At 76.9% G+C, this 20780-nt stretch carries 13 protein-coding genes; 10 read left to right on the top strand and 3 right to left on the bottom strand.

Annotated elements, in window-relative coordinates:
* Positions 1 to 3 precede the first annotated feature (3 nt).
* The 5 genes from NQZ70_RS06340 (at position 4) to NQZ70_RS06320 (ending at position 4375) form a co-directional block, all read left to right on the top strand.
* On the top strand, positions 4 to 1584 hold the full coding sequence (locus NQZ70_RS06340) for a hypothetical protein (protein ID WP_237245087.1): 1581 nt from the start codon (positions 4 to 6) through the stop codon (positions 1582 to 1584).
* Positions 1585 to 1722: 138 nt separating this feature from the next.
* Positions 1723 to 2076, top strand: a complete 354-nt coding sequence (locus NQZ70_RS06335; RefSeq protein WP_237245086.1) for a hypothetical protein — start codon at positions 1723 to 1725, stop codon at positions 2074 to 2076.
* A gap of 193 nt (positions 2077 to 2269) precedes the next feature.
* The gene (locus tag NQZ70_RS06330) at positions 2270 to 3046 is read left to right on the top strand and encodes a PP2C family serine/threonine-protein phosphatase (protein ID WP_129573412.1); all 777 of its coding nucleotides are present in this window, start codon (positions 2270 to 2272) and stop codon (positions 3044 to 3046) included.
* 1 nt (position 3047) lies between these two features.
* Complete coding sequence (locus NQZ70_RS06325) at positions 3048 to 3647, top strand: hypothetical protein (RefSeq protein ID WP_165373815.1); 600 nt, start codon at positions 3048 to 3050, stop codon at positions 3645 to 3647.
* An 8-nt stretch (positions 3648 to 3655) separates the two neighbouring features.
* Complete coding sequence (locus NQZ70_RS06320; RefSeq protein ID WP_165373814.1) at positions 3656 to 4375, top strand: PEGA domain-containing protein; 720 nt, start codon at positions 3656 to 3658, stop codon at positions 4373 to 4375.
* Positions 4376 to 4765: 390 nt separating this feature from the next.
* On the opposite strand, the gene NQZ70_RS06315 is transcribed toward NQZ70_RS06320, so the two are convergent.
* The 3 genes from NQZ70_RS06315 to NQZ70_RS06305 form a co-directional block, all read right to left on the bottom strand.
* The gene (locus NQZ70_RS06315) at positions 4766 to 5710 is read right to left on the bottom strand and encodes a 3D domain-containing protein (protein ID WP_129573408.1); all 945 of its coding nucleotides are present in this window, start codon (positions 5708 to 5710) and stop codon (positions 4766 to 4768) included.
* A complete protein-coding gene (locus NQZ70_RS06310) occupies positions 5707 to 7458 on the bottom strand; it encodes a hypothetical protein (RefSeq protein ID WP_129573407.1) in 1752 nt (583 codons plus the stop codon). The genes NQZ70_RS06315 and NQZ70_RS06310 overlap by 4 nt, the downstream gene beginning before the upstream one ends.
* Before the next feature lie 82 nt (positions 7459 to 7540).
* Positions 7541 to 11104 carry a serine/threonine-protein kinase gene (locus NQZ70_RS06305; RefSeq protein WP_207217760.1) on the bottom strand — a complete coding sequence of 1188 codons (3564 nt, stop codon included), beginning with the start codon at positions 11102 to 11104 and terminating at the stop codon, positions 7541 to 7543.
* A 186-nt stretch (positions 11105 to 11290) separates the two neighbouring features.
* Between NQZ70_RS06305 and NQZ70_RS06300 the strand changes: the two genes are divergently transcribed.
* From NQZ70_RS06300 to NQZ70_RS06280, 5 genes are all read left to right on the top strand, one after another.
* Positions 11291 to 12433 (top strand): SDR family oxidoreductase, encoded by a 1143-nt coding sequence (locus NQZ70_RS06300; protein WP_129573405.1) that lies wholly within the window; start codon positions 11291 to 11293, stop codon positions 12431 to 12433.
* Positions 12430 to 13800, top strand: a complete 1371-nt coding sequence (locus NQZ70_RS06295; protein ID WP_129573404.1) for a GDSL-type esterase/lipase family protein — start codon at positions 12430 to 12432, stop codon at positions 13798 to 13800. Before NQZ70_RS06300 ends, NQZ70_RS06295 begins: the two co-directional genes overlap by 4 nt.
* A 132-nt stretch (positions 13801 to 13932) precedes the next feature.
* Positions 13933 to 15375, top strand: coding sequence for a serine/threonine-protein kinase (locus NQZ70_RS06290; RefSeq protein WP_129573403.1), 1443 nt, complete (start codon positions 13933 to 13935; stop codon positions 15373 to 15375).
* Positions 15375 to 15995, top strand: a complete 621-nt coding sequence (locus tag NQZ70_RS06285; RefSeq protein WP_129573402.1) for a tol-pal system YbgF family protein — start codon at positions 15375 to 15377, stop codon at positions 15993 to 15995. The genes NQZ70_RS06290 and NQZ70_RS06285 overlap by 1 nt, the downstream gene beginning before the upstream one ends.
* A 503-nt stretch (positions 15996 to 16498) precedes the next feature.
* Positions 16499 to 20779, top strand: a complete 4281-nt coding sequence (locus NQZ70_RS06280) for a serine/threonine-protein kinase (RefSeq protein ID WP_129573401.1) — start codon at positions 16499 to 16501, stop codon at positions 20777 to 20779.
* Position 20780 lies beyond the last annotated feature (1 nt).

Raw genomic sequence — 20780 nt, 5'->3', positions numbered from 1 at the left:
AGCATGCGTCGTGCTTCGTGCTGTGCATGGGCGCTCGTCGCGCTGGCGATGAGCTCGGGAATCTACGTGGCCGGGTGCTTCCCGTTCCCCTTGAACTACAACTGCGAGAACACGTACACGGACTGCAGTTCCGGCGCTGGTGGCGCCGGCGGCGACGCGAGCCCGACGTGCGATGCGGACCCGACGCAAGATGCGAGCACTGTGACGGAGGATTGCGCGGTGTTCGCGAGCGCGAGCGCGAAGCCGGGCGGCGACGGCACCAGGGCGAAGCCGTACGCGTCGCTCGCGGAGGCGATCGCTAACGCGAACGGCAAGCGGGTGCTGGCGTGCGCGAGCGGGGCGTTCGCGGAGAGCGTGACCATCGAAGCGGGGGTCGAGGTGATCGGGGGCTTCGACTGCGGCGCGAGATGGACGTGGAGCAAGACAGCGCGGAGCGAGATCGAGGCGCCCGCGGACGAGATCGCGCTCACGCTGGCGGAGGGCGCGAGCGGGGCGAAGGTGCGGAGCTTCGCGGTGCGCGCGGCGAGCGCGACCGTGCCGGGCGGGTCGTCGATCGGCGTGGCCGTGGCGGATGTGGAGGCGGAGCTCGCGCAGGTGGACGTGACCGCGGGCGACGGGATGGACGGTGCGAAGGGCGAGACGCCGATGGGGGCGCCGCAGCCAGGAGCGCCGGCGGGGGCGGTGTCGAACGCGTGCGCCCTCGTCCTCGGCGGCGAGGCCGGCGTGACGACGTGCGAGGACGGCGAGACGAGCGGCGGTCCCGGCGGGCGCGGTGGAAGCCCGGGGATCGATGACGGCAACGGGCAGCGCGGGGAGGACGGCGCGCCGCTGCCGGAGGAGAACCCGAACAACCGCGGGCTCGGCGGCATTGGCCAAACGGATGCGGCGGGTGAGTGCAGGCGTGGCGAGGACGGCAAGAGCGGCGATGCCGGCATCGCAGGTGACGCGGGCAGCAGCACGACGCTGACGCTGGACGGCATCGCAGGCGGCGACGGCGGCAAGGGCATGAACGGCACCCGTGGTCAAGGGGGAGGTGGCGGCGGCGGCGCGAAGGCGGGGCTGTTCTGCCAGCCAGGCGCGGAAATCGTGGAGGGCCCCGGCGCCAGCGGCGGCGGCGGCGGTGCTGGGGGATGCGGCGGGAAAGGTGGAGGCGGCGGCAAGGCCGGCGGGTCGAGCGTCGGCATCCTCAGCCTCGGCACGAAGCTGGTGCTGACCGAGGTGACCGTTGCCGTAGGCAGGGCCGGCAAGGGGGGAAATGGAGCTGACGGGCAGAACGGGGCCAACGGCGGCGCCGGTGCTTCCGGTGGCACCGCATCGGATAAGCCCCCCTCCATCCCCGGCTGCGATGGCGGTCGAGGCGGCCGAGGCGGAGCCGGCGGCCCCGGCGCCGGCGGCCGAGGAGGCCACGCCATAGGCATCGCCTATGCCGCGACACCGAGCGACGCGCCGGCGGTGCAGTTCGCCCCCGGCACGCCCGGCGACGGCGGCAGCGCCGCGCCCGGCGGCCCGCAGGAGAGCGCCGGCGCGCCGGGGAACGCCGGAAGCTGCTGGGACTTCGCGACGGGCAAAGGCTGCGGGCAGTGAGCGCCATCATGTTTTTTCGTGACGATTCCACGAGGCCAGGCGTAAGTCCGCGCAGCGTCACGGATTTCGCCGGGACAGCGCTTGGCGAGCAGCTTCATCGGCAGCAAGATGGGCGCCCTCTGCGCGAGAGGTGCGCCCATGTCGAAGCGTCGGTGGTTGCGCAGCAGCGGCATGCGTCGCTCGGGAAACGTGATCCACGTCAGCCCGACGCTGATGTGGGAGCTGTCGTGGGTGCGGAAGATGGGCCTCGAGGATATCGACTGGGACCCGGAGCGCTACTGCGTTTGCTGCAGAGCGGAGCGCGCCGCCCGCGGAGAGGCCGTCGAGGCTCTCGCGCCGCCCTCGAAGACGCGACCCGACTGGTTCGTGCGGGACGACGACGAGCACGCGACGGCATCCGGCAGCCCGCCACGGAGCGCCAGCGGAAGCGGCGGCATGCCGCGGCACCTGAAGCTCGTTCGACCGCCGCGGCCCGAGCCCGAAATGACGTGATCGAGGGGCGCCGCCGTACAGGCGCCCTTTCCGGAGAGCACGCGAGCGCTGCGTTGACGGACCGCGTGCGCTGACGACCCGCGGCAGCGCCGCGGCGCGCTGCCCCAGAGAAATGACCCGGCGCGCTGCGCAGCGCTGCGCAGCGCGCCATGGCTCGGCTCGTCCTGGCGACGAGCGCGCGAGGAGGACGATCGTGTATCCGCAGCTCGCCATCGAGGCGGCAGCGCAATCAGACGTGGGCCGCCGCCGCAGCCACAACGAGGACAGCTTCGCGGCGCTGCCTTGCCTCGGGCTGTTCATGGTGGCCGATGGCCTGGGCGGCAACGCGGCCGGCGAGGTCGCGTCGCGCATGGCCATCGAAGTGGTCAAGAGCTGCATCGAGGAGGACGACGATCTCGAGGACACGTGGCCCTACGGCACGGCGAGGCCGCACAACCGGGACGAGGTGCGCCTGGTGATGAGCGTGCGCCGCGCCAATCGCGTGATCTACGAGACGAGCCAGCAAGAGGACGAGGTGCGCGGCATGGCGACGACCTTCGCGGGCGTGCTGCTCGGGGCGGGCATGGCGTACATCGCCCATGTCGGTGACTCGCGCGTCTACCGGATGCGCGGCGGGAAACTGGAGCGGCTGACGCGCGATCACACACTGCTGGAGGAGCTGCTGCGCGACGGCGACGGCGCCCTCGCGGCCATCGAAGCGCTGAGCGACCGGGCCAACGCGGTGACGCGGGCGCTCGGGTGCGACGAGAGCGTGGCCATCGAGTCGCGGGTGGAGGCGACGGCGCCGGGAGACATCTTCCTCGTCTGCTCGGACGGGCTGTGGGGGCCGGTACCCGAAGGGCAGATCGCCGGCATTCTCAAGGCCCATCGCGACCTGGGCTTGGCGGCGAGCTTGCTCGTCGACCTCGCCAACGAGCACGGAGGGCCGGACAACGTGACGTGCGTGCTGGCGCGCCTCGGAGGCGGGTGACGTGCGCGACTGCGACACGATGCTGCGGCTGGAGCTGTCGCTCGCGTGGACGGCCGAGGCGCCGGAGACGGACGTACCCCTCCCGTCCCGCGCGGAGCGCGGGACTTGGGAGGGGCGGACCGCGCGCAGGCCCGAAGGGCCGAGCACGGGCCGGGGGTGGGCATCTGTCATTCCCCTGCTCCTCTTACTCTTCTCTCTCTTGTCCGGATCAATCCAACTCACGGACCGGGACGAGCGCGGAGGCCGTGAGGCGGGCGCGGGCGCGCCGGCGAGCCCCGCGCCAGGAGCGAGCCCGCCCGCGGGTCACCCCGCCTTCCAGACGGGCGTGGTGTACGTCGAGCCCGACCTGCGCGACGAGGTACAGGCGTACTGGCAGGCGTACGCCGCGTGGGAGAGGACGAGGCAAGGGCCCCCGCCGCGAGAGCCGCGCGTGAGCGTGCGCGTGGACCACGCGGACAAGCCGAGCACGGCCGCGCGGCTGCGGGAGCGCCCCGGTGCGGCCATGCCGAGCGCCGTGTGGAGCGCGCGATCTCGGTGTCCGCAGGGAACGAGGTGCGGCATGCTGCAGAGCGCGGTGTATCGAAGGCAGCGCGTGGGATGAGGGCAGCGATGAGAACGTTGATCATCAAGGTAGCGAGCAAGGCATCCACTCTCGCAGCGGGCGGAATGCGGGATGCGGGAGGCGCTGGCGGCGCACAGGCGCAACGCGCCGAGCATCGCCGGGGCGCGGGCATCTCTCATCTCTCCACGCCACGGCTCGGCATCCTCGTGATGGCCGCCGGAGCTTCCCTCGCCGGATGCGCCGTTCGGTCCGGGGATGCCACGGCAACGCCGATGCACCCGTCGTTGTCGCTGCAGGAAACGCTCGCGGAGCGGACGACGCAGGCGGAGGAGCGCACGAGCTACTCGAGAGCGGACAGCACCGAGCCAGCGCAGCAGTCCTCGTCCGTGGAGCCGACGCCCGAGGAGACGGCGCTGCTGGAGCAGGCCTCGGTGAGGCTGAACGAAGTGCTGGCCAGGATCGTGACCCTCAACCTGGTGACAGAGCCGGAAGGCGCACAGGTGACGGTCGATGGATGCGTGAGGGGGCGGAGCCCGCTCTTGTATACGGTGTTCCTGGAGCCGGGTCGGCATGAGATCCGTACGGACCTCGCGGGCTACATGCCGACACGGCATGTCATCGAGATGACGGCGGGGGAGACGCTTGGACTGACGGTGCACCTGCGTCCGTCGCGCACGGAGGTGCCCCCCCACGATGGATGCACCGGTAAAGGAGGCGTCGCCTGCGACGAGCCATGTCGCCGCGGAGTCGGACCGTTGATGAAATGAGCGCGCAGCCTCGAGACGCCGAGGCGGCGCGCGTGAGGCATGGCGACCTCGCGCGGAGCCGATCGAGCGCGACGGGTGATCGAGGTGTGGGAGGTGGTGACGAGAGACGCACCCCTCCCGTCCCGCGCGGAGCGCGGGACCTGGGAGGGGCCGGCGGCGCGGAGGCGCGAAGCGCCGAGCACCGCCGGGGGGCGGGCATCCATCAATTTCCTGTCCCTCCTCTTCGAATCCGGGTCGAGCGTGCCGGATCTGCGGGACGAGACCGAGCTTCGCCTCCCGCTCGCGTCAACGTGGACGCGATCGTTGGATTTCGCCCTCCTGTTCCCGTGGTTTCTTGGTGCCCTTGGCGTCATGGCGGTCGGCTTCGCAGCGCGACTTCCCGCAGCAGGGCTAGGACGGCCCCGTGGCGCCCCCGAGCGCGCGGCACCGGGCGTCGTGGAGCACCACACGCACGCCGCGGTTGGAAGGAAAGATCGCGTTCAGGCGCTCCGTGACCGCCGGATCGCCGGTGAAGACGTCGATCTGCCGCCCGACGACCTTGATGCCGCGATCCTCGGCGACGAAGCAGCCGTCGTGGCGGCCCCCGCCCGGGAGCGGCAGGCCGGCGAGCTCGGGCACGTAGAGGGCCGTGCCGAGCGGAATGACGCTCGAGTCGACCGCGACCGTGCGCAGCGGCGTGATGGGGCGCCCGGTCGCGCCGCGGCCGTACGGGAAGCGCCGCGGGTCGAGCCGCTCGAAGCAGACCTTCTGGCCGGTGCGCGGGCAGACGTCCGCGCACGCGCACCCGCGCCGCGCGAAGCTCACCGTGTCGCCCGACGCGAGCCGGCCGCTCCCCTGGACGCAGACCTGGTCGTGGAACGCGCGCGGGACGCTCGCGAGCGGCGCGCACGCGGCGTCGTAGAGCACCGCGTCCTTCGGCCCGCCGCCCTCGGTCGGGAAGTCGTAGTAGGTGTTCCGGAACAGCCCCGGCGCCAGCCCCGGCGCCGCGGCCGCGCGCGCCGCGCCGTCCGCGCGCGCGGGCCGGCCGTGCTCGCGGACGAGGATCGCGGGCTCGTCCTCCGCGGAGGCCGCGCCCGCGGCGCCGCGCCGGTCGGCGCGCGTCGCGTCGACCGCCTCGCCCGGCGCGGCGGCGTCGCGGCCCGCGGCGCCGGCGCCCGGGTCGCGATCGCCTTCGCCTGGCGGCGGCGCGTGGAGCCAGCCGCCGCCTCCGCGCGCGATCCGCGGCTCGCTCGAGCCGTCCTGGGCCCAGTCCGCGCCGCCCTTCGCCGCGCACCCCGCGGCGAGCGCGATGAGCAGCGCGCCGAGCCCGCGCACGGCGGGCGCCGCGCTCGTCAAAAGGCGCCTCCGAGGCGCGAGAGCTCCCGGATCGCTGCGGCGGCGACGTCGGCGCGCGCCCAGAGGGCGGCGGGGGCGCCGGCGCCGGCCGGCGCGGCGCCGGCGGCGATCACCACGGGCGCCGGATCGCCCGCGCCCGGCTGGCCGAGGCGGCTCGCGACGAGCCGCAGCGGCTCGAGCACCAGCGCGAACGCGATGTCCGCGCCGAGCGGGGCCAGCGCGGCCTTCATGGCCGGGGCGTCGCCGAGGCTCTCGCCCTGGATCGCGGCGACGGCGCTGCGGAGCCCCGCGCTCGGATCGTTTCCGACCGACGCGAAGAGGCCGTCGTCGCGGACCAGGTAGTGCAGCTCGATCGCGGGCGGCGGCCCCGCGCCCGGCGCCCCCTTTCGGGCCGGCGGCGCGCCCGCGCCGCCGGGCTGGCCCGCCGCGGCGGTCTGCTCGATGCGCACGCGCCGCACCTCGCCGCCCTGCTGCGCGAGCTCGGCCTTGCCCGCGGAGACCCGGAACCCCTCCCGCTTGAGCGCCGCCTGGATCGGCGGGAGCTCGGCGGTCCCGACGAGGTCCTGGATCGCGGCCTCGAGCTTGGCCCGGTCGCTCACGGCGGCGCGCACGAACGCCGTGGGGCCCGCGCCGTCGAAGCGGACCCCGCCGGCGAACCAGTCGCCGCGCGCGTCCGACGCCGCGCGGATCGCGGCGCCGAGGCGCTCCCGCTCGGGGGGCGGGAGGCCGCCCTCGACGAGCCCCGCGACGGCGTCGACGAGCTTCGGCACGTTCTCGGCGCGCGACGCGGCCCGGTCGCGGACCAGGACCCCGACGAGCGCGTCGGCGGGCAGATCGAGCAGCGGCTTCACGTCGCCGACCGCGAGATCGGCCGACGCCTTGGACGCCGGGCCGCCCCCGGGCTTCGGCGTCCCGGAGGCGCGCAGGTGCGCGCTCTCGTCCAGCGTGAGCGTGAGGCGCGCGCGCTCGAGATCGCCGAGCACCGCGAGCGCGCCCTCGATCATCGGGGCGAGCGGGACCGCGGTGGCGGCCGGCGCGCCGTCCGGCCCGCGCGCCCTGTCCCAGGCGCTCCGCGCCGCCCTGAGCACCGGGCCCTCGAGCGCGTGGCCCGGGAGCTCGATCGCGAGATCCTCCTTCGGCACCTGCGCCTGCGGCATCGTCCGCGCGACGTAGGGGCCCAGGGCGGTCAGGTCGCCCGGGGTCTCCGCGACGAGCAGGTAGTTGCCGAGGACGCCGAGGGCCGCCGGGCTCGTCCCCTGCAGCGGCTCGAGCAGCGCGATCGAGGTCGCCGCGTCGGGCGTCGCGCGGAAGCGCGCCCCCTCGCCCCGCGTGAGCTGATCGATCAGGCGCGCGCCGTCCTTCACGTGGACGCCGAGCGCGGCCCGGGGGTGCGGCCGGTCCGGCGTCTCCACGGCCACGCCGAGCGCCGGGACGTTGCCGTCGATCTCGGACGCGACGGCGATGGGCAGGCCGAGCAGCGACGCGGCGAGGGCGCCGGCGCTGCCCGGGAGGAGCGCCGCCGGGCCGCCGACGAGGGCGCGCACCTTGGCCCAGGTGGCGTCGGGCGTCGGCAGGAACGCCTCCCCGATGAGCCCGGCCGGCGCGGGCACGGGGCTCAGGCCCTGGACGCCGGCGTCGGCCGGCGCGCCCGGCGATTTGCAGCCGAGGGCGCCCGCGCTCAGGCCGAGGACGAGGGCCAGGAGCGCGGCGGCGCGCCGGGACGTGGCGGAGGTCGATCGTACGCTCACGACCGAACCGTAGCGCTTTCCCGCCGCGGTCGACCACGAACCTGCAAAACCGCCGCGCGCAGCGGCGCGGCGCGGCGGCGCGTCAGGGCCTCGTGGGGCGGCGGGCCGCGGCGACCCCGGCGGACTCCCCGAGGCAGATGCGCGCGAGCGAGAGCAGCATCGCGTTCTCGCGGACGCGGTGCAGGAAGCTCTCGCGCTGGGCGGGCTCCGGGATCTCCGCGGCCCGGGCGAGGAGCCGGTCGCGGCCCCGGGCCGCGGCGGCGCGGGCGCCCTCGACGTCGCCCGCGGCGCGCGCCGCCTCGACGACGGCCACGAGGACCAGCGACTCGAAATCCTCGATGCCGCCGTAGCGCGCGAGGATGCCCTCGGCCTCGCGCGCCGCCGAGAGCGCGGCGTCGGCGCGCCCCTGGGCGGCGAGGGCGCGCGCGAGCGCGGCGAGCGCGCCGGCGCGGGCGGGGGGCACGACCTGGAGCAGCTCCGCGGCGTCGCGGGCGTCGGACTCGGCCGCGGCGAAGTCCCCGGCCGCGTGGGCGATGAGGGCGGCGTAGATGCGAGTGCCGCCCTCGAAGCGCAGGTTGCCCTGCGCGCGGGCCTCCAGGATGGCCTGCCGCGAGAGCGCGAGCGCGTCGTCGAGCCGGCCGCTGGCCGCGAGCACGCGGCCGAGGTTCTGCCGGGCGCGCGTGGCGACGGTGCGCAGCCCCATGCGCTCGGCCGCCGCGAGCGCGGCGGTGAGCTCCTCGCCGGCCCGCTCGAAGTCGCCGAGCGCGAGGAGCGCGAAGCCGAGGCTGACGCGCGCGTTGCACGCGTCGCGGACGCCGCCGGCCCGCTCGAACGCGGCGACCGCGGCCGCGTAGCCCGCCACGTCGCCCGCGGGATCGCCGAGGTGCCGCGCCCGCGCGCCGCGCAGCCGGTGCACCTCGGCGGCGGCGCGCGGCGAGAGGGAGTCGAGATCCCCCGCGAGGGCGCGGACCCGCGCGATCAGCGCGTCGGCCTCGGCGTAGCGCCCCGCGGGGAAGAGCTGGCGCGCCGCCGAGCACAGGGCGATGACGCGCGCCGAGCGGATGTCCGCGGCGACCCGCGCGCCGGCCGGCGCGCTCCCGGGCGCGCCCGCGTCGCCGGGGGCGCCCTCCGCGGCCGCGGCGTCGCCGCACGCGGCGACCTCCTTCGCCCACGCGGTCGTGAGCATGGTATCGCCCCTCCGGCCGCTCGCGCTCATCAGCTCGTCGGCGGCGCGGAACCAGAGCGGCGCGCCGCGGGGCAGGCGCCGCGCCGCCTGGGCCGCGCAGCGCTGGGCCTGCTCGAACTCGCCGCGCCAGCGGTGCGCCTCCGCCTGCACCAGGCGCAGCGCGCTCAGCGTGTCGCCTTCGCGCGCGCCGCTCGGGCCGGCCGGGGCGCCGTGCTCCCCGGCGGGCTCCTCGCCCGCGAGCCGATCGCAGAGGTCGCCGTGCCGCGCGCCCCGCTCCGCGAGCGCGATCGCCGCGGCGAGATCGCCGCGCTCGAGCGCCTGCTCGGCGCCGCGCAGGAACCACTGCATCGCCCGGCCGTGCTCGCCGCCGTGGTCGAAGTGCTCCGCGAGCGCGATCGCGTCGCGCTCCCCGGCCTCCTCGAGCCACGCGCCCGCGAGCCGGTGGCCGAGGAGCCGGTCGCCCCGGGTGAGCGTCGCGTAGGCGGCCTCGCGGAGGCGCGCATGCCGGAACGCGTACTCCTCCTCGCCCGGGAGCCTGCACGCGGGCCGCCGCTCGATGAGCGCGCGCGCGGCGAGCTCGAGGAGCCACCTGTCCAGGTCCTGCGCGCCCTGCGCCCCGCCGAGCAGGGCGGCCACGCCGCCGCGCCAGAACGCCTCGCCGAAGATGCTCGCCGCGCGGAGGATGCGGCGCACCGCCGGGTGCAGATCGTCGAGGCGGGCGTGCGCCATCGCGAGCACCGTCTCGGGCGAGCCCTCGGCGTCGCCGCGGGCGACCGACCGGATCAGCTCCTCGAGGTAGAACGCGCGCACCGGCGCGCGGCCGTCGGCGCGCGCCTCCGCCGCGAGCGCCTCGCGGGCGAGCTGCCCCGGGGCGCCGGGGGAGCGCTCGCCGCGCCGAGGCTCGGCGGGGCCCGCGCCGGCGCAGATCTCCGGGAAGAGGCGCTCCATCTCGCCGCGGCCGAGCGCGAGCAGGCCGGCCGTCACGTCGTCGATCAGCACGCCGCCGCGCGGCGGGGCGCCGTCGCTCCCGTCGCTCCCGTCGACCGTCGCGCGCTCGCCCCCGGCGCGCGGGCGGGCGCCGAGCAGCGCCGCGGCGCGATCGATCACCTGCCGCGCTGGCCAGCGGCCGGAGGCGACGTCCTGGCCCGTCGCGAGCGCGATGGAGACGTCCGCGGGCAGCAGCGCGCGCAGCGCGAGCGCGCAGCGCGCCGCGTGGGCCGCCTGGTCCATCGGCGCCCTCGCCTGCGCCCCGGCGGGGCGCGGCGGCTCCGCCAGCGGATCGGCCTCGCCGGCGATCGTGACGAGGAGCCACCTGGCGGCGAGCCGGTCGACGCGCCCCCCGAACGGCGCGACCGCGGCCCGGACCGCCGCCTCGGTCGCGGCCCTCGGCGCGGACTCCTGGAGCTGCGGCGGCGGCCGAGCGGCGCCCGGCGCGCCGGACCCGGCGCCCGCGGCGTCGCCGGGGAGCGCGCCGTGGATGAGCACCACGCTGATGAGCCGCGGCTCGCCCGCGGCGCTCTCGGCCAGCGCCCGGGGCCTCGTGCTCGGCGTGCCGCTCTCGCCGGGATCCCTGGCCTGCTCGCGGGCGGCGCGGAGCTGCGCCGCGCTCGCGAGGACCTCGTTCCCGTCCCGCGGGCGGCCGTCCGGGTCCTTCTCGAGCATCCACGCGACCAGCTCGTCGAGCGCGGCGGGCACGTCGGGTCGCAGCTCCGAGAGCCGGCGCGGGCCCACGAGGGCGGCCTTCGCCAGGATCGCCATCACCTGGTCCCCGGCGAAGGGCGGCCGGCCGGTGAGGCAGTTCCAGATCACGCACCCGAGCGAGAACACGTCCGCGCGGGCGTCCACGTGCGCGTCGCCGCGCGCCTGCTCGGGCGCCATGTACCCCGGCGTCCCGAGCGTCACCCCGTTGCGCCCGCCCTCGCCGTCCCGGAGGACGCCGCCGTCGTGCCCACGCGCGGGCAGCCCCGCGGAGCCCGCCGCGCCCGCGCCGGCGCGGGCGATGCCGAAATCGACGATCTTGGCGCCCTCCAGCGCGCCGCCCGGCAGGAAGATGTTCCCGGGCGTGACGTCGCGGTGGACGACGCCCCGCTCGTGCGCCGCGCCGAGCGCGCCCGCGAGGCGCTGCAGCAGCGTCACCGCGCCGTCCACGCTGAGCCGCGCCCGCGCCACGCGCGCGGCGAGATCCTCGCCCTCGAGCCACTCGAGCGCGAGGTACCGCTGCTGATCCGCGGTGACCCCGTGCGCGACGTAGCGGACGATCCCCGGATGGCGCAGCCCGGCGAGGAGCTGCGCCTCGCGCTCGAGCCGCCGCTCCTGATGCTCGTCCCCGCGGTGCAGGATCTTCAGCGCGACCGGGCTGTCGTCGGTCAGGTCGGTGGCCCGGTACACCGAGCCCATCCCGCCCGATCCCGCCAGGCCATCGATCCTGAAACGGTCCGCGACCGTGACTCCCGGGCGCATCAACCGGGCGATTATACGTGGGGCCGCGGTCGGGGATAGGGGAAGCCCTCGGCGCGGCGGCGGCGCGCGACCCCGGCCGGCGCGCGGCGCGCGCCGCCGCATACGCCCCCGTCGCTCCGCGCGCGTCCGAGGCGGCGTCAGCGGAAAGCTGCGGAGCAGGCGCACCGCTGCGGTAAGCTCTGGTCGATGCCTCGCCCCGGCTACGACAGCGTGGTGCTCATCACCGGCTTCCCCTCGTTCATCGCGCGGAAGATGCTGCAGCACATCCTCGCGTCCGAGCCGCGCGCGCTCGTGTATGCCGTGGTGCTCGCGAAGTCGTCGGCGCAGGCGAGCGCGGAGCGCGACGCGCTCGCGCCGGCGGATCGCGAGCGCGTCGTGCTGATCGAGGGGGACGTCGCGGCGATGGATCTCGGGCTGTCGGGCGCCGAGTTCCGGCAGCTCGCGCGCGAGGTCGACCGGATCCACCACCTCGCGCACGTGGGCCACGCCGGCGCCGACCGGAGCACCGCCCACGCCCAGAACGTCGTCGGGACCGCCGAGGTGATCGAGCTCGCCCGGGCCTGCACCTCGCTCCAGTGCCTCGTGCACCAGTCGACCGCGTTCGTGGCCGGAGATCGCACGGGGACGGTGTACGAGGATGATCTCGACGCGGGTCAGGCGTTCCGCAACCCCGTGGAGGAGACGCGGATGCGCGCGGAGGTGCTCGTGCGGCGGGCGATGCGCCACGTGCCGGCGGCGGTGGTCCGGCCGACCACGGTGGTGGGCGACTCGGCGACCGGGGAGATCGACCGGCTCGACGGGCTGTACCTCCTCGTGCTGCTCATCATGGCGGCGCCGGCCGACATGGCGATCCCGCTGCCCGGCCGCGGGGACGTGCCGCTCAACATCGTCCCCATCGACTTCGTGGTCCGCGCGACGCACGCGATCGGCCTGCACCGGCTCGCGCCGCGCCGCACGTTCCACATCGCCGACCCGCACCCGCTGTCGGCGCGGCGGGTCTTCGACCTCATCGCCCGGGCGAGCGGCCGCCGCGCCGCGCGCGGCCACATCCCGTCGAACCTCGCCAAGGCGCTGCTCCGCACGCCCGGGATCGAGCGCTTCGTCCGCAGCCCGCGCGCGTTCGTCGAGCAGCTGATGACCCCGGTGCGCTACGACGCCCGGAACGCCGACCTCGTGCTCGGCGGCGCCGGGATCGCCTGCCCCCCCTTCGAGTCGTACGTCGACGTGCTCGTCGGCGCCGTGCAGGAGCGCGTCCGCGAGCGGCGCGAGCGCCAGGAGCTCGAGGCCAGCGCGGACGCCGAGCTCGACATCGAGGATCCGCTGTCGTGAGCGGCGCAGCCTGCGCCGCGGCCCGCGCGGACGTCCCGGAGCGCAGCCTCGCCGCGCCGCCGCGCCGCCTCGCCGCGGCGCTGCTCGCGGCCGCGGCGCTCGGCTGCAGCTCGACGCGCGAGCACGTCGCGCCGCCGTCGCCCGAGGTGGGGGCCGCGCCGCCCGCGCCCGCGGCGCCCGCGCCGCGCCCGGCGGAGGCCGCCGCCCCCGCGCCGGCCGCGCCGCGCCTCGGCGACGCCCCGCTGGCGCGCCCGCCGGAGCTGGATCTCTTGCGCCCGGAGGACGGGCCCTACGCCCACTTCTTCGCGGCGCTCCGCGCCCTCGAGCAGGGGCGCCGCAGGGACCACGTGCGCGTCGCCTGGCTCGGCGACTCGCACGCCGCGGCGGATTTCTGGAGCGGCGCGGTCCGCACGGCGCTCCAGCGGCGCTTCGGCGACGGCGGCATCGGCTTCGTGCACCTCGGCTATGCCGCCTACCGCCACGACGGCGCGCGGCTCACGGCCGATGGCAAGTGGCGGACCCGCCCGAAGGCGCCGGGCGGCTCCACGCCGGTCGACGACGGCGCCTTCGGGCTCGGGGGGATCCTCTTCAGCGCGCATCCGGGCCCGGCGCGCGCGGAGATCACGGTGACCGGGGCCGGGCCGTCCGCGCGGCTGCTCTGGGACGTGTGCTTCCGGTCCAGCGCGCCGACCGACGAGCTCGCGGTGACGATCGAGGGCGGCCCGAGCGAGATCCTCCGCGGCGCCGCGGGCGACGACGCCGGGGCGCTGCAGCACGCGAAGCTCGCGAGCGTCGGCGCGACGAAGCTCGGCGTCGTGCCGTCGGGCGCGCCCGAGCTCTGCGGGCTCGTCGTCGAGGCCGATCCGGAGGTGAAGCCCGGGGTGGTGCTCGACACGCTCGGCATCAACGGCGCTCGCCTGGCGACGCCGCTGCGGTGGAACGAGCTCGCCTGGGCCGCGGAGCTCGGGCGGCGCTCGCCGGAGCTCGTGGTGCTGGAGTACGGCACGAACGAGGCGGGCGACGTCACCACGGATCCGTCCCTCTACGCGAAGCAGCTCGCCGAGCTGCTCGCGCGCACCCGCAGGGTCGAGCCCGACGCCGACTGCCTCGTCCTCGCGCCCACGGACCGGCGAGACGCGCCCGATCGCACGCCCGTCGTCCGGGACGTGCTTCGCGACGCCGCCCGGGAGGGCGGCTGCGCGTTCTGGGACACCTACGAGGCGATGGGCGGGCGGGGCTCTATCGAGACCTGGTACCGCGAGCGCCCGCCGCGCGCGTCGCGCGACGGCGTCCACCTGACCTTCCGCGGCTACCGCGAGCTCGGCGTGAAGCTCTCGACCGAGATCCTCGAGCGCTACCGCCCCTGACGCGCGCGCCCCGCGGGGGCTCCGTCCGACGGCGACGGCGGATCGAGGGGCCCGTGGCCTTGCTCGTGCCTTTCGGCTCTCGGTACCCGATCGGCGTGAAGGCTTCTCACGCGCGATGGGCGAAGGGGGCACATGCTGCATGCCGGGGACGTCGCAGGAGGTCGCTTCCGACTGATTCGGCCGATCGGCTCGGGCGGGATGGCGAGCGTCTGGTGGGCGCGCCACGAGCTCATCGGCCGGGACGTTGCGCTCAAGCTGTCCCCGGCGCTCCGGGACGACCAGGTCGTCGCGCGGTTCATCCGCGAGGCGAAGATCATCGGCAAGTTCCAGCACCGGAACATCGTCGGCGTGGTCGACGCCGGGGAGCTCCCGGACGAGGGCTACCTCTTCCTGGCCCTGGAGCTCCTGCGGGGCTCGCCGTTCGCGGATCGCCTCGTCCCGAGCCGGCCGCTGCCGCCCGAGGAGGTCGTGCCCGTCCTCATCGAGGTCTGCTGCGGGCTCTCGGCCGCCCACGCCGAGGGCGTCGTGCACCGCGACATCAAGCCGGAGAACATCGTGATGGCCATGGTCCCCGGCGAGGGGATCGTCCCGAAGATCGTCGACTTCGGCATCAGCCAGCTCACGGACGCGGGCGACGCGATCACCGTCGATGGGCAGCTGCTCGGGACGCCCTCGTACATGAGCCCGGAGCAGGCCCTGGGCAAGCGCACCATCGACGCGCGCGCCGACATCTGGGCGGTCGGCGTGATGCTCTACGAGGCGCTCGGCGGCGCGCAGCCGTTCCGGGGGGGCAACCACCACGCGGTCCTCCGGCGCATCCTCGAGACCGAGCCCGCGCCGCTCCCGCCCTCCGTCCCGCAGCGCCTCCGGAAGATCGCCGCCCGCTGCCTCGAGAAGGACCCGGCGCGGCGCTACCCGGACGCGGCCTCGCTGCGCGCGGATCTGACGGGCGCGCTCGACGATCTCGGCGCGAGCGCGCCCGCGCCGATCGTGATCCTCTCGCCGGCGTCCGTGGGTCGGCGGTCGCTCGAGACGACGCGCCCCCGCGGCGCGCTCGCCGCGCCCCCGCGGCTCGCCCTCCGCGCCCTCGGACGGCTCTGGACCTCGAGCGCGCGGGCGCCCCGGTGGCGCGAGGCGACGACGCTCGGGAGCGCGCCGCGCGCCGCGTCGCCGGACGCGCGGCGGCGCGCGCGGGCGATCACGGCGCTCCGGGTCGCGGGCGCGGCGGTGCTCGCGGCGGCGCTCAGCTCGGCCGCGCTGCGGGCCCCGACGGACGAGGAGGCCGGGAACGCGGCGCGCGAGAGCCTCCGCCACGTGCTGGCCGCGGCCTTCGCCGACAGCGGCGCGTGGCGCCGCGGCGCGGGCGCGCCCGGGGCGGCGGGGATCGACGCGCCGCGCGCGCCGCACGCGGCGTCCGGCAAGGCGGCGGGCCGCGGCGGCGCGATGGGCTCGCCCGAGCTCGCGTCGGCGGACCCGGGCAGCCCCGAGATCACGGCGGCGGCGGAGGACAAGCCCCCGCGCTCGCAGGCGCCGCGCGGCGCCTCGAGATCCCGCATCACGAGCCCCGGGTTCTGATGAGCGGCGCCGCACGGATCCCCGCTCTGCGCGCGCGCTCCCGCCGGCGCGCCGTCGCGCTCGGGCTCGCTGGCTGGGCGCTGCTCTCGGCGCCCTGGGTCCGCGCGCAGGACGACGGCGCGACGCGCGCGCTGCGGCTCCAGTTCGCGCAGGGGCTGACGCTCGAGGGCGCCGGACGCTGGGCCGACGCGCTCGCTCGGTTCGAGGCGATCGCCCGCCACCGGCCCACGGCGAACGTGGCGTTCCACATCGGCCTCTGCCACGAGCGGCTCGGCCGGCTGCGGACGGCCGAGCGGACGTACCAGGACGCGCGCGCCACGGCGCGGGCCGCGGCGCCCGCGGTGCTCGCCGAGATCGACGCGCGCCTCCAGGACCTCGAGGGGCGGATGCCCCGGATCGTGCTGAACCTCGCCGGCGCGACCGAGGGCGTGACGCTGCTGCTCGACGGCGAGGAGGCGCAGCCATCGCGCGCGATCCGGGTCGATCCGGGCCCGCACGTGGCCGTGGCGCTGCGGCACGGGATCCCCGTCGCCGCGAGCGCGTTCTCGAGCCACGAGCGCCGCACGCGGTTCGTGACGCTGACCGTTCACCCCATCGCGATCGGCGCGCCGCGCCCCTGAGCTGGCCGGGTCCGCCGGCCTCGCTCGCTCCGCGCGCCCGCGATCCAGGGCGGGATCTCTGGCGCGCGGAGCGCGCGCGGCGGACCGCTCGCCTCGCCGGGCGATCGCCAGCGCGGCGCGCGCGCCACGCGCGGCGCCGACCGGGACGGCCCGCGCCGGGCCCCCCACACCCGAGCACTTGTGTGCGCGCGGAGGAGCCCTCACCCCTCGCTGCGAGCGCGGGCGCGCCGCGGCCACGCTCGCAGCGAGAGCGATCGCGTCGCGCGGCTTAGCGCTCGTCGCCGGCGTGTCAAGCCGCGAGCGCGACAGCGGCGCGCCGCCGAGATCGCGCCGATTTGAAGGCTTTTCGCGGCGCGCGCGGCGCTGGCCAGGGGCGTCAGGCGCCCGCTCGGACCGCGCTCTAGGTGCGCCTGACAGGGCGCTCCGGACACGGCCAAGCTCGCCGTGTCCGCGGCCATGAACGCTGGATCCAGCTTCTGACGTCCTGATAGCATGCAAGTCCCATGGCGCTCGACAGGCCGCCCGGTGCGGGCTCTGCTTCGCGACTCGGCAATTATGAGCTGCTGAAAGAGCTCTCCGGCGGCGGGATCGGGTCCACGTGGCTCGCGCGGGCGGCGTCCGACGACGGTGAGGCGGCGAGCGCCGCGCCTGTCACGATCCTGCGCATCTACCGGCACCTCACGAAGAAGCCCGAGACCGCGGACGGCATCCTCCGCGAGGCCGGGATGGCGCAACAGGTCCGCTTCCCCAACGTGCTCTCGGTGGTCGACGCGCGCGTCGCCGACGGCGAGGTGTTCATCGTCTCGGAGTACGTGGAGGGCGAGCCGCTCGGCGCGCTCGTCTCGGCGGCCGGCGCCGAGGGGCTGCCGCTCCCGGTCGCGCTCCGGATCGGGGCCGACGTGCTGCGCGCGCTCGCGTCCGCGCACGCGACCGAGCCGGCGCCGCTCGTGCATGGCGAGCTGAACCCGACCCACGTCACCATCGGCATCGACGGGGTCGCGCGGGTGAGCGGGCTCGGCGTCGCGCGGGCCATCGCCGGGCTCGCGCCCATGGGGACGAGGAACCCCGATCGCCTGGCCTATGCCGCGCCGGAGCGGGTCAAGGCGATGGCGGCGCACACGGCGGCCCCGCTCGATCCGCCCGCTGATCTCTTCTCGGTCGGCGTGATCCTCTGGGAGCTGCTCGCGCGGCAGCGGCTGTTCTCGTCGAAGCTGGAGTCCGCGGTCATCCAGAAGGTGCAGACGGCGCCCATCCCGCCGCTCGCGGCGGGCGCCGTCCCGGCCGAGGTCGCCGAGGTCGTCCGGACCGCGCTCGAGCGCGATCCGGCGCGCCGCTTCGAGAGCGCGTCGGCGATGCTCGCGGCGCTGGAGGCCGCGGGCGCGGGGCGGATCGCCGCGGCGGAGGACGTCGCCGCGACGGTGAGCCGGCTGGCCGGCAAGACGATCGAGCCGCGCAGGACGATGATCGCGGCGGCGATGGCGGGCGCGACCGGGTCGCAGCTGTCGCCGCCGCCGCGCGCGCGCGGCGCGACGCTGGTGGGCGTGGCGATCCCCGTGGTCGAGAGCGCGCTCTCCCCGCGCGGCGATGGCGCCCGCCACGCGATCACCGCGCCGTCTCCGCGCCCGCGTGGGACGCCAGGCCCGCCGGCGGTCGCGGGCGCCGCGGTCGCCGCGAGCCAGCTCCGCCCGTCCGGCGGCGCGACCGCGCCGAAGGAGGCCGCGGCGCCGAAGAACGGCCTCGCGGCCAAGGCAGGGGCCGGCGCGTCGAACGGCGCCGGGCCGGCGGCGCACGCCGACGTGGACGTGGACGTCGACTGGGGCTCGCCGGACGACGTCGCCGGCCGCGGCTTGCCCGCGCCGCGGCCCCCTGCGGCGACGCTGCCGCGGATCGAGCTCTCGAGCGAGAAGACGGAGAGCCGCGACGCCGCCGTGGCGAGGCCCGAGGTCCCCGCGGCGGCGACGGCGACGGCCGCGCGGAAGGAGCAGCCGCCTGCGCGGCCGGGCGTGCCGCGGCCCGGCGATCCGGGGGACAGCCTGGTTGCGGCGCGGACAACGCCGACGCCGGCCGAGGGCACGGTGCCGAAGCGGCCGACGCCCGTTCCGGCCGCGCCGCTCCCGAGGCCGCCGCGCCCGCCGGCGCCGCGAGGGGTGCCGTCGCCGCCCGCGGCGCCCGCGGCTGCCGGCGTTGCGCCGCCCGCGGCTGCCGGGTCTGCGACCGCGGCGAGCCCGGTGACGCCGCGCGTACCCGTGCCGCCCGCCGCGCCGCCGGCTCCTGCCGCGCCTCGCGTCCCGGTGGTGCCCGCCGTACCGCCCGCGCCGCGTGCCGCCGGCGCGCCCGCGGCATCGCCGGCGCCGGCCACACCGCGCGCGCCGGTGGTGCCCGCGGTGCCCGTGGCGCCGGCCCTGCTCCGGTCCCCCGCGGCGCCCGCGCCGGCCGCTGCGCCCGCCGCGGCGACCGCGGCGCCGGCGACCCCCGCGCCCGCCGCGCCGCCTGCGCCTCTCCAGGCGCCGCCTTCTCCTGCGCCGGCGTCGTCTACCTCGCCGGCCATCCCTGCCGCGCTGAGGGCGCCGCCCGCGCCGGTGTTCGCCCCTCCAGGCGGCGGGGCGGCCGCGCCGGCGGCGGCAGCGGCGCACGAGCTCGCGATCGCCGGCGAGCCGGCGCCGACCTCCGGCAGGACGCTCCACACGCCGACGGGCGCCCAGGGCCCGACGAAGCTGTGGGGTCGCGCCGCGTCGGCCGTCGACCGTCTCGGGCCGGGGAGCACCCTCGGCCGCTACGAGATCCTCATGCCGGTCGCCAAGGGAGGCATGGCGGCCGTCTGGGCCGCGCGCCTGCAGGGCACCCGCGGCTTCCGGAAGATCGTCGCGATCAAGACGATGCTGCCCGACGTCTCCGACGACCCCGACTTCGAGTCGATGTTCCTCGACGAGGCGCGGGTCGCGGCGCGCATCCGGCACCCCAACGTGGTCGAGATCCTCGACCTCGGCGAGGAGGACGACGTCCTCTACATCGTCATGGAGTGGGTCGACGGCGAGACGGCCGGCACGCTGCAGAAGGCCGCCAAGCGGCTCGGCGGCATCCCGCAGCGGATCGTGCTCCGCATCGCCTCCCAGATCTGCGCGGGCCTCCACAACGCGCACGAGCTCCGCGACGACAGCGGCGCGCTGCTCGACCTGGTCCACCGCGACATCTCGCCGGCGAACGTGCTCATCTCCACCGCCGGCTTCGTGAAGATCGTCGACTTCGGCGTGGCGAAGTCGAAGGGGCGGCTGCACGTCACGCGCGCCGGCGGCATCATCAAGGGGAAGACGCCGTACCTGTCGCCCGAGCAGCTCGGCGGGCTCCCCATCGATCGCCGGAGCGACATCTTCTCGCTCGGCGCGCTGCTGTACGTGCTCACGACGGGCCTGCACCCGTTCCGCGCCGAGACCGAGCTCTCGACCGTCGAGAACATCACGATCAAGAACCCGCTCCCCCCGCGCGAGCTGAACGGCGCGATCCACCCCGAGCTCGAGCGGATCATCCTCAAGGCGCTCGAGAAGGATCGCGAGAACCGCTTCTCGACGTGCGCCGAGATGCAGCGGGCGATCGATCAGGTGGCGTCGACGCTCGGCGAGCCCACGACCGACGAGGACGTGGCGGCCTTCGTGCGGCAGGCGATCGGCGAGATCCAGTCGAAGCGCGCGCAGGAGCTCCGCGACGCGATCGCCGCCGTCGACGCCGGGTCGGCCCTGAACTCGGAGCCGCGCTCCGGCGCCTCGCCGGATCTCCACGCCGCGCCGCCCGACCCGGGCCCTGGCGCGCGCGAGGGCGCGGCCGCGGCCGGCGCGGCCTCGCGCGCCGCGGCGGCGCCCCCGGCTGCAGCGCAGGAAGAGGAGAGCCCCGTCAGCCTGGAGCCGATCTCGCTCGAGGAGATCGCCGCGCCGGCGAAGCCCGCCGAGGCCCCGCCGCGGCTCATCATCGCGCCCGCGCTGCAGGCCGACATCTCGCCCGCCGAGCCGGCCGAGCCGTCGAGCCCGCGGCCCTCCTCGCGCGACGGCAAGCCGCTCGGCTCGTCCGTGCCGCGGGTCCTCCCGGCGGCCGGCATGCCCGCCACGAAGGTGCTCGCCGCGGCGGACCCGCCCGCCTCCAGGGCGGCGGCGCTCGGCGCGCGCTTCACGAGGGGCGGCTCCCGCAGCCTGGCCAACGACGTCGGTGAGGTCACGGCGGTCGACCGGTCGTTCGAGACCGGGCAGCGCCGCAAGCGGCTCCAGCTCATCGTGGCCGGCGCGGCGATGTTCTGCGTGGCGATCGGCGCCGTCGCGCTGGTCGTGCGCGGCGGCGACGAGCGCGCGACCTCGGAGAGCGGCAAGGCGCGCGTCGACGCGCTGCCCGCGCCCGAGCCCGCGGCCTCCGCCGCGCCCACGGGCGCGACCACGAGCGCGGCGGAGGCCGCGCCGGCCGCGCCGCCCGCGACCGCGGAGCCTCCGCAGGCAGCGCCGCCGCCGCCTCCCGAGGAGGCCCCGGCGCCTGCCGCCGCGCCTCCCGACGACGCGCCGGCGCCTGCCGCCGCGCCTCCTGACGACGCGCCGCCCCCGGCGGCCAAGGCGCTCCCGGCGCCGACGCCGGCGCCCGCGGCGACGCCGGCGCCCGCGGCGACGCAGGCCGCGCGCCCCGCGTCGACCGCGCGCCCTGGCTCGACCGCGCGGCCTCGGCCGACGTCCACCTCGACGAAGCCCGCGCCCAAGCCGGCATCGACGGCCAAATCGACCACCAAAAAGAAGTACAACCCCTCGGGGATCTGAC

It is taken from the genome of Sorangium sp. So ce836, from assembly GCF_028553905.1.
Taxonomy (GTDB): domain Bacteria; phylum Myxococcota_A; class Polyangia; order Polyangiales; family Polyangiaceae; genus Sorangium; species Sorangium cellulosum_D.
The sequence above is the reverse complement of the archived record's forward strand: the minus strand, read 5'-3'. Positions and strand labels throughout refer to the sequence as shown.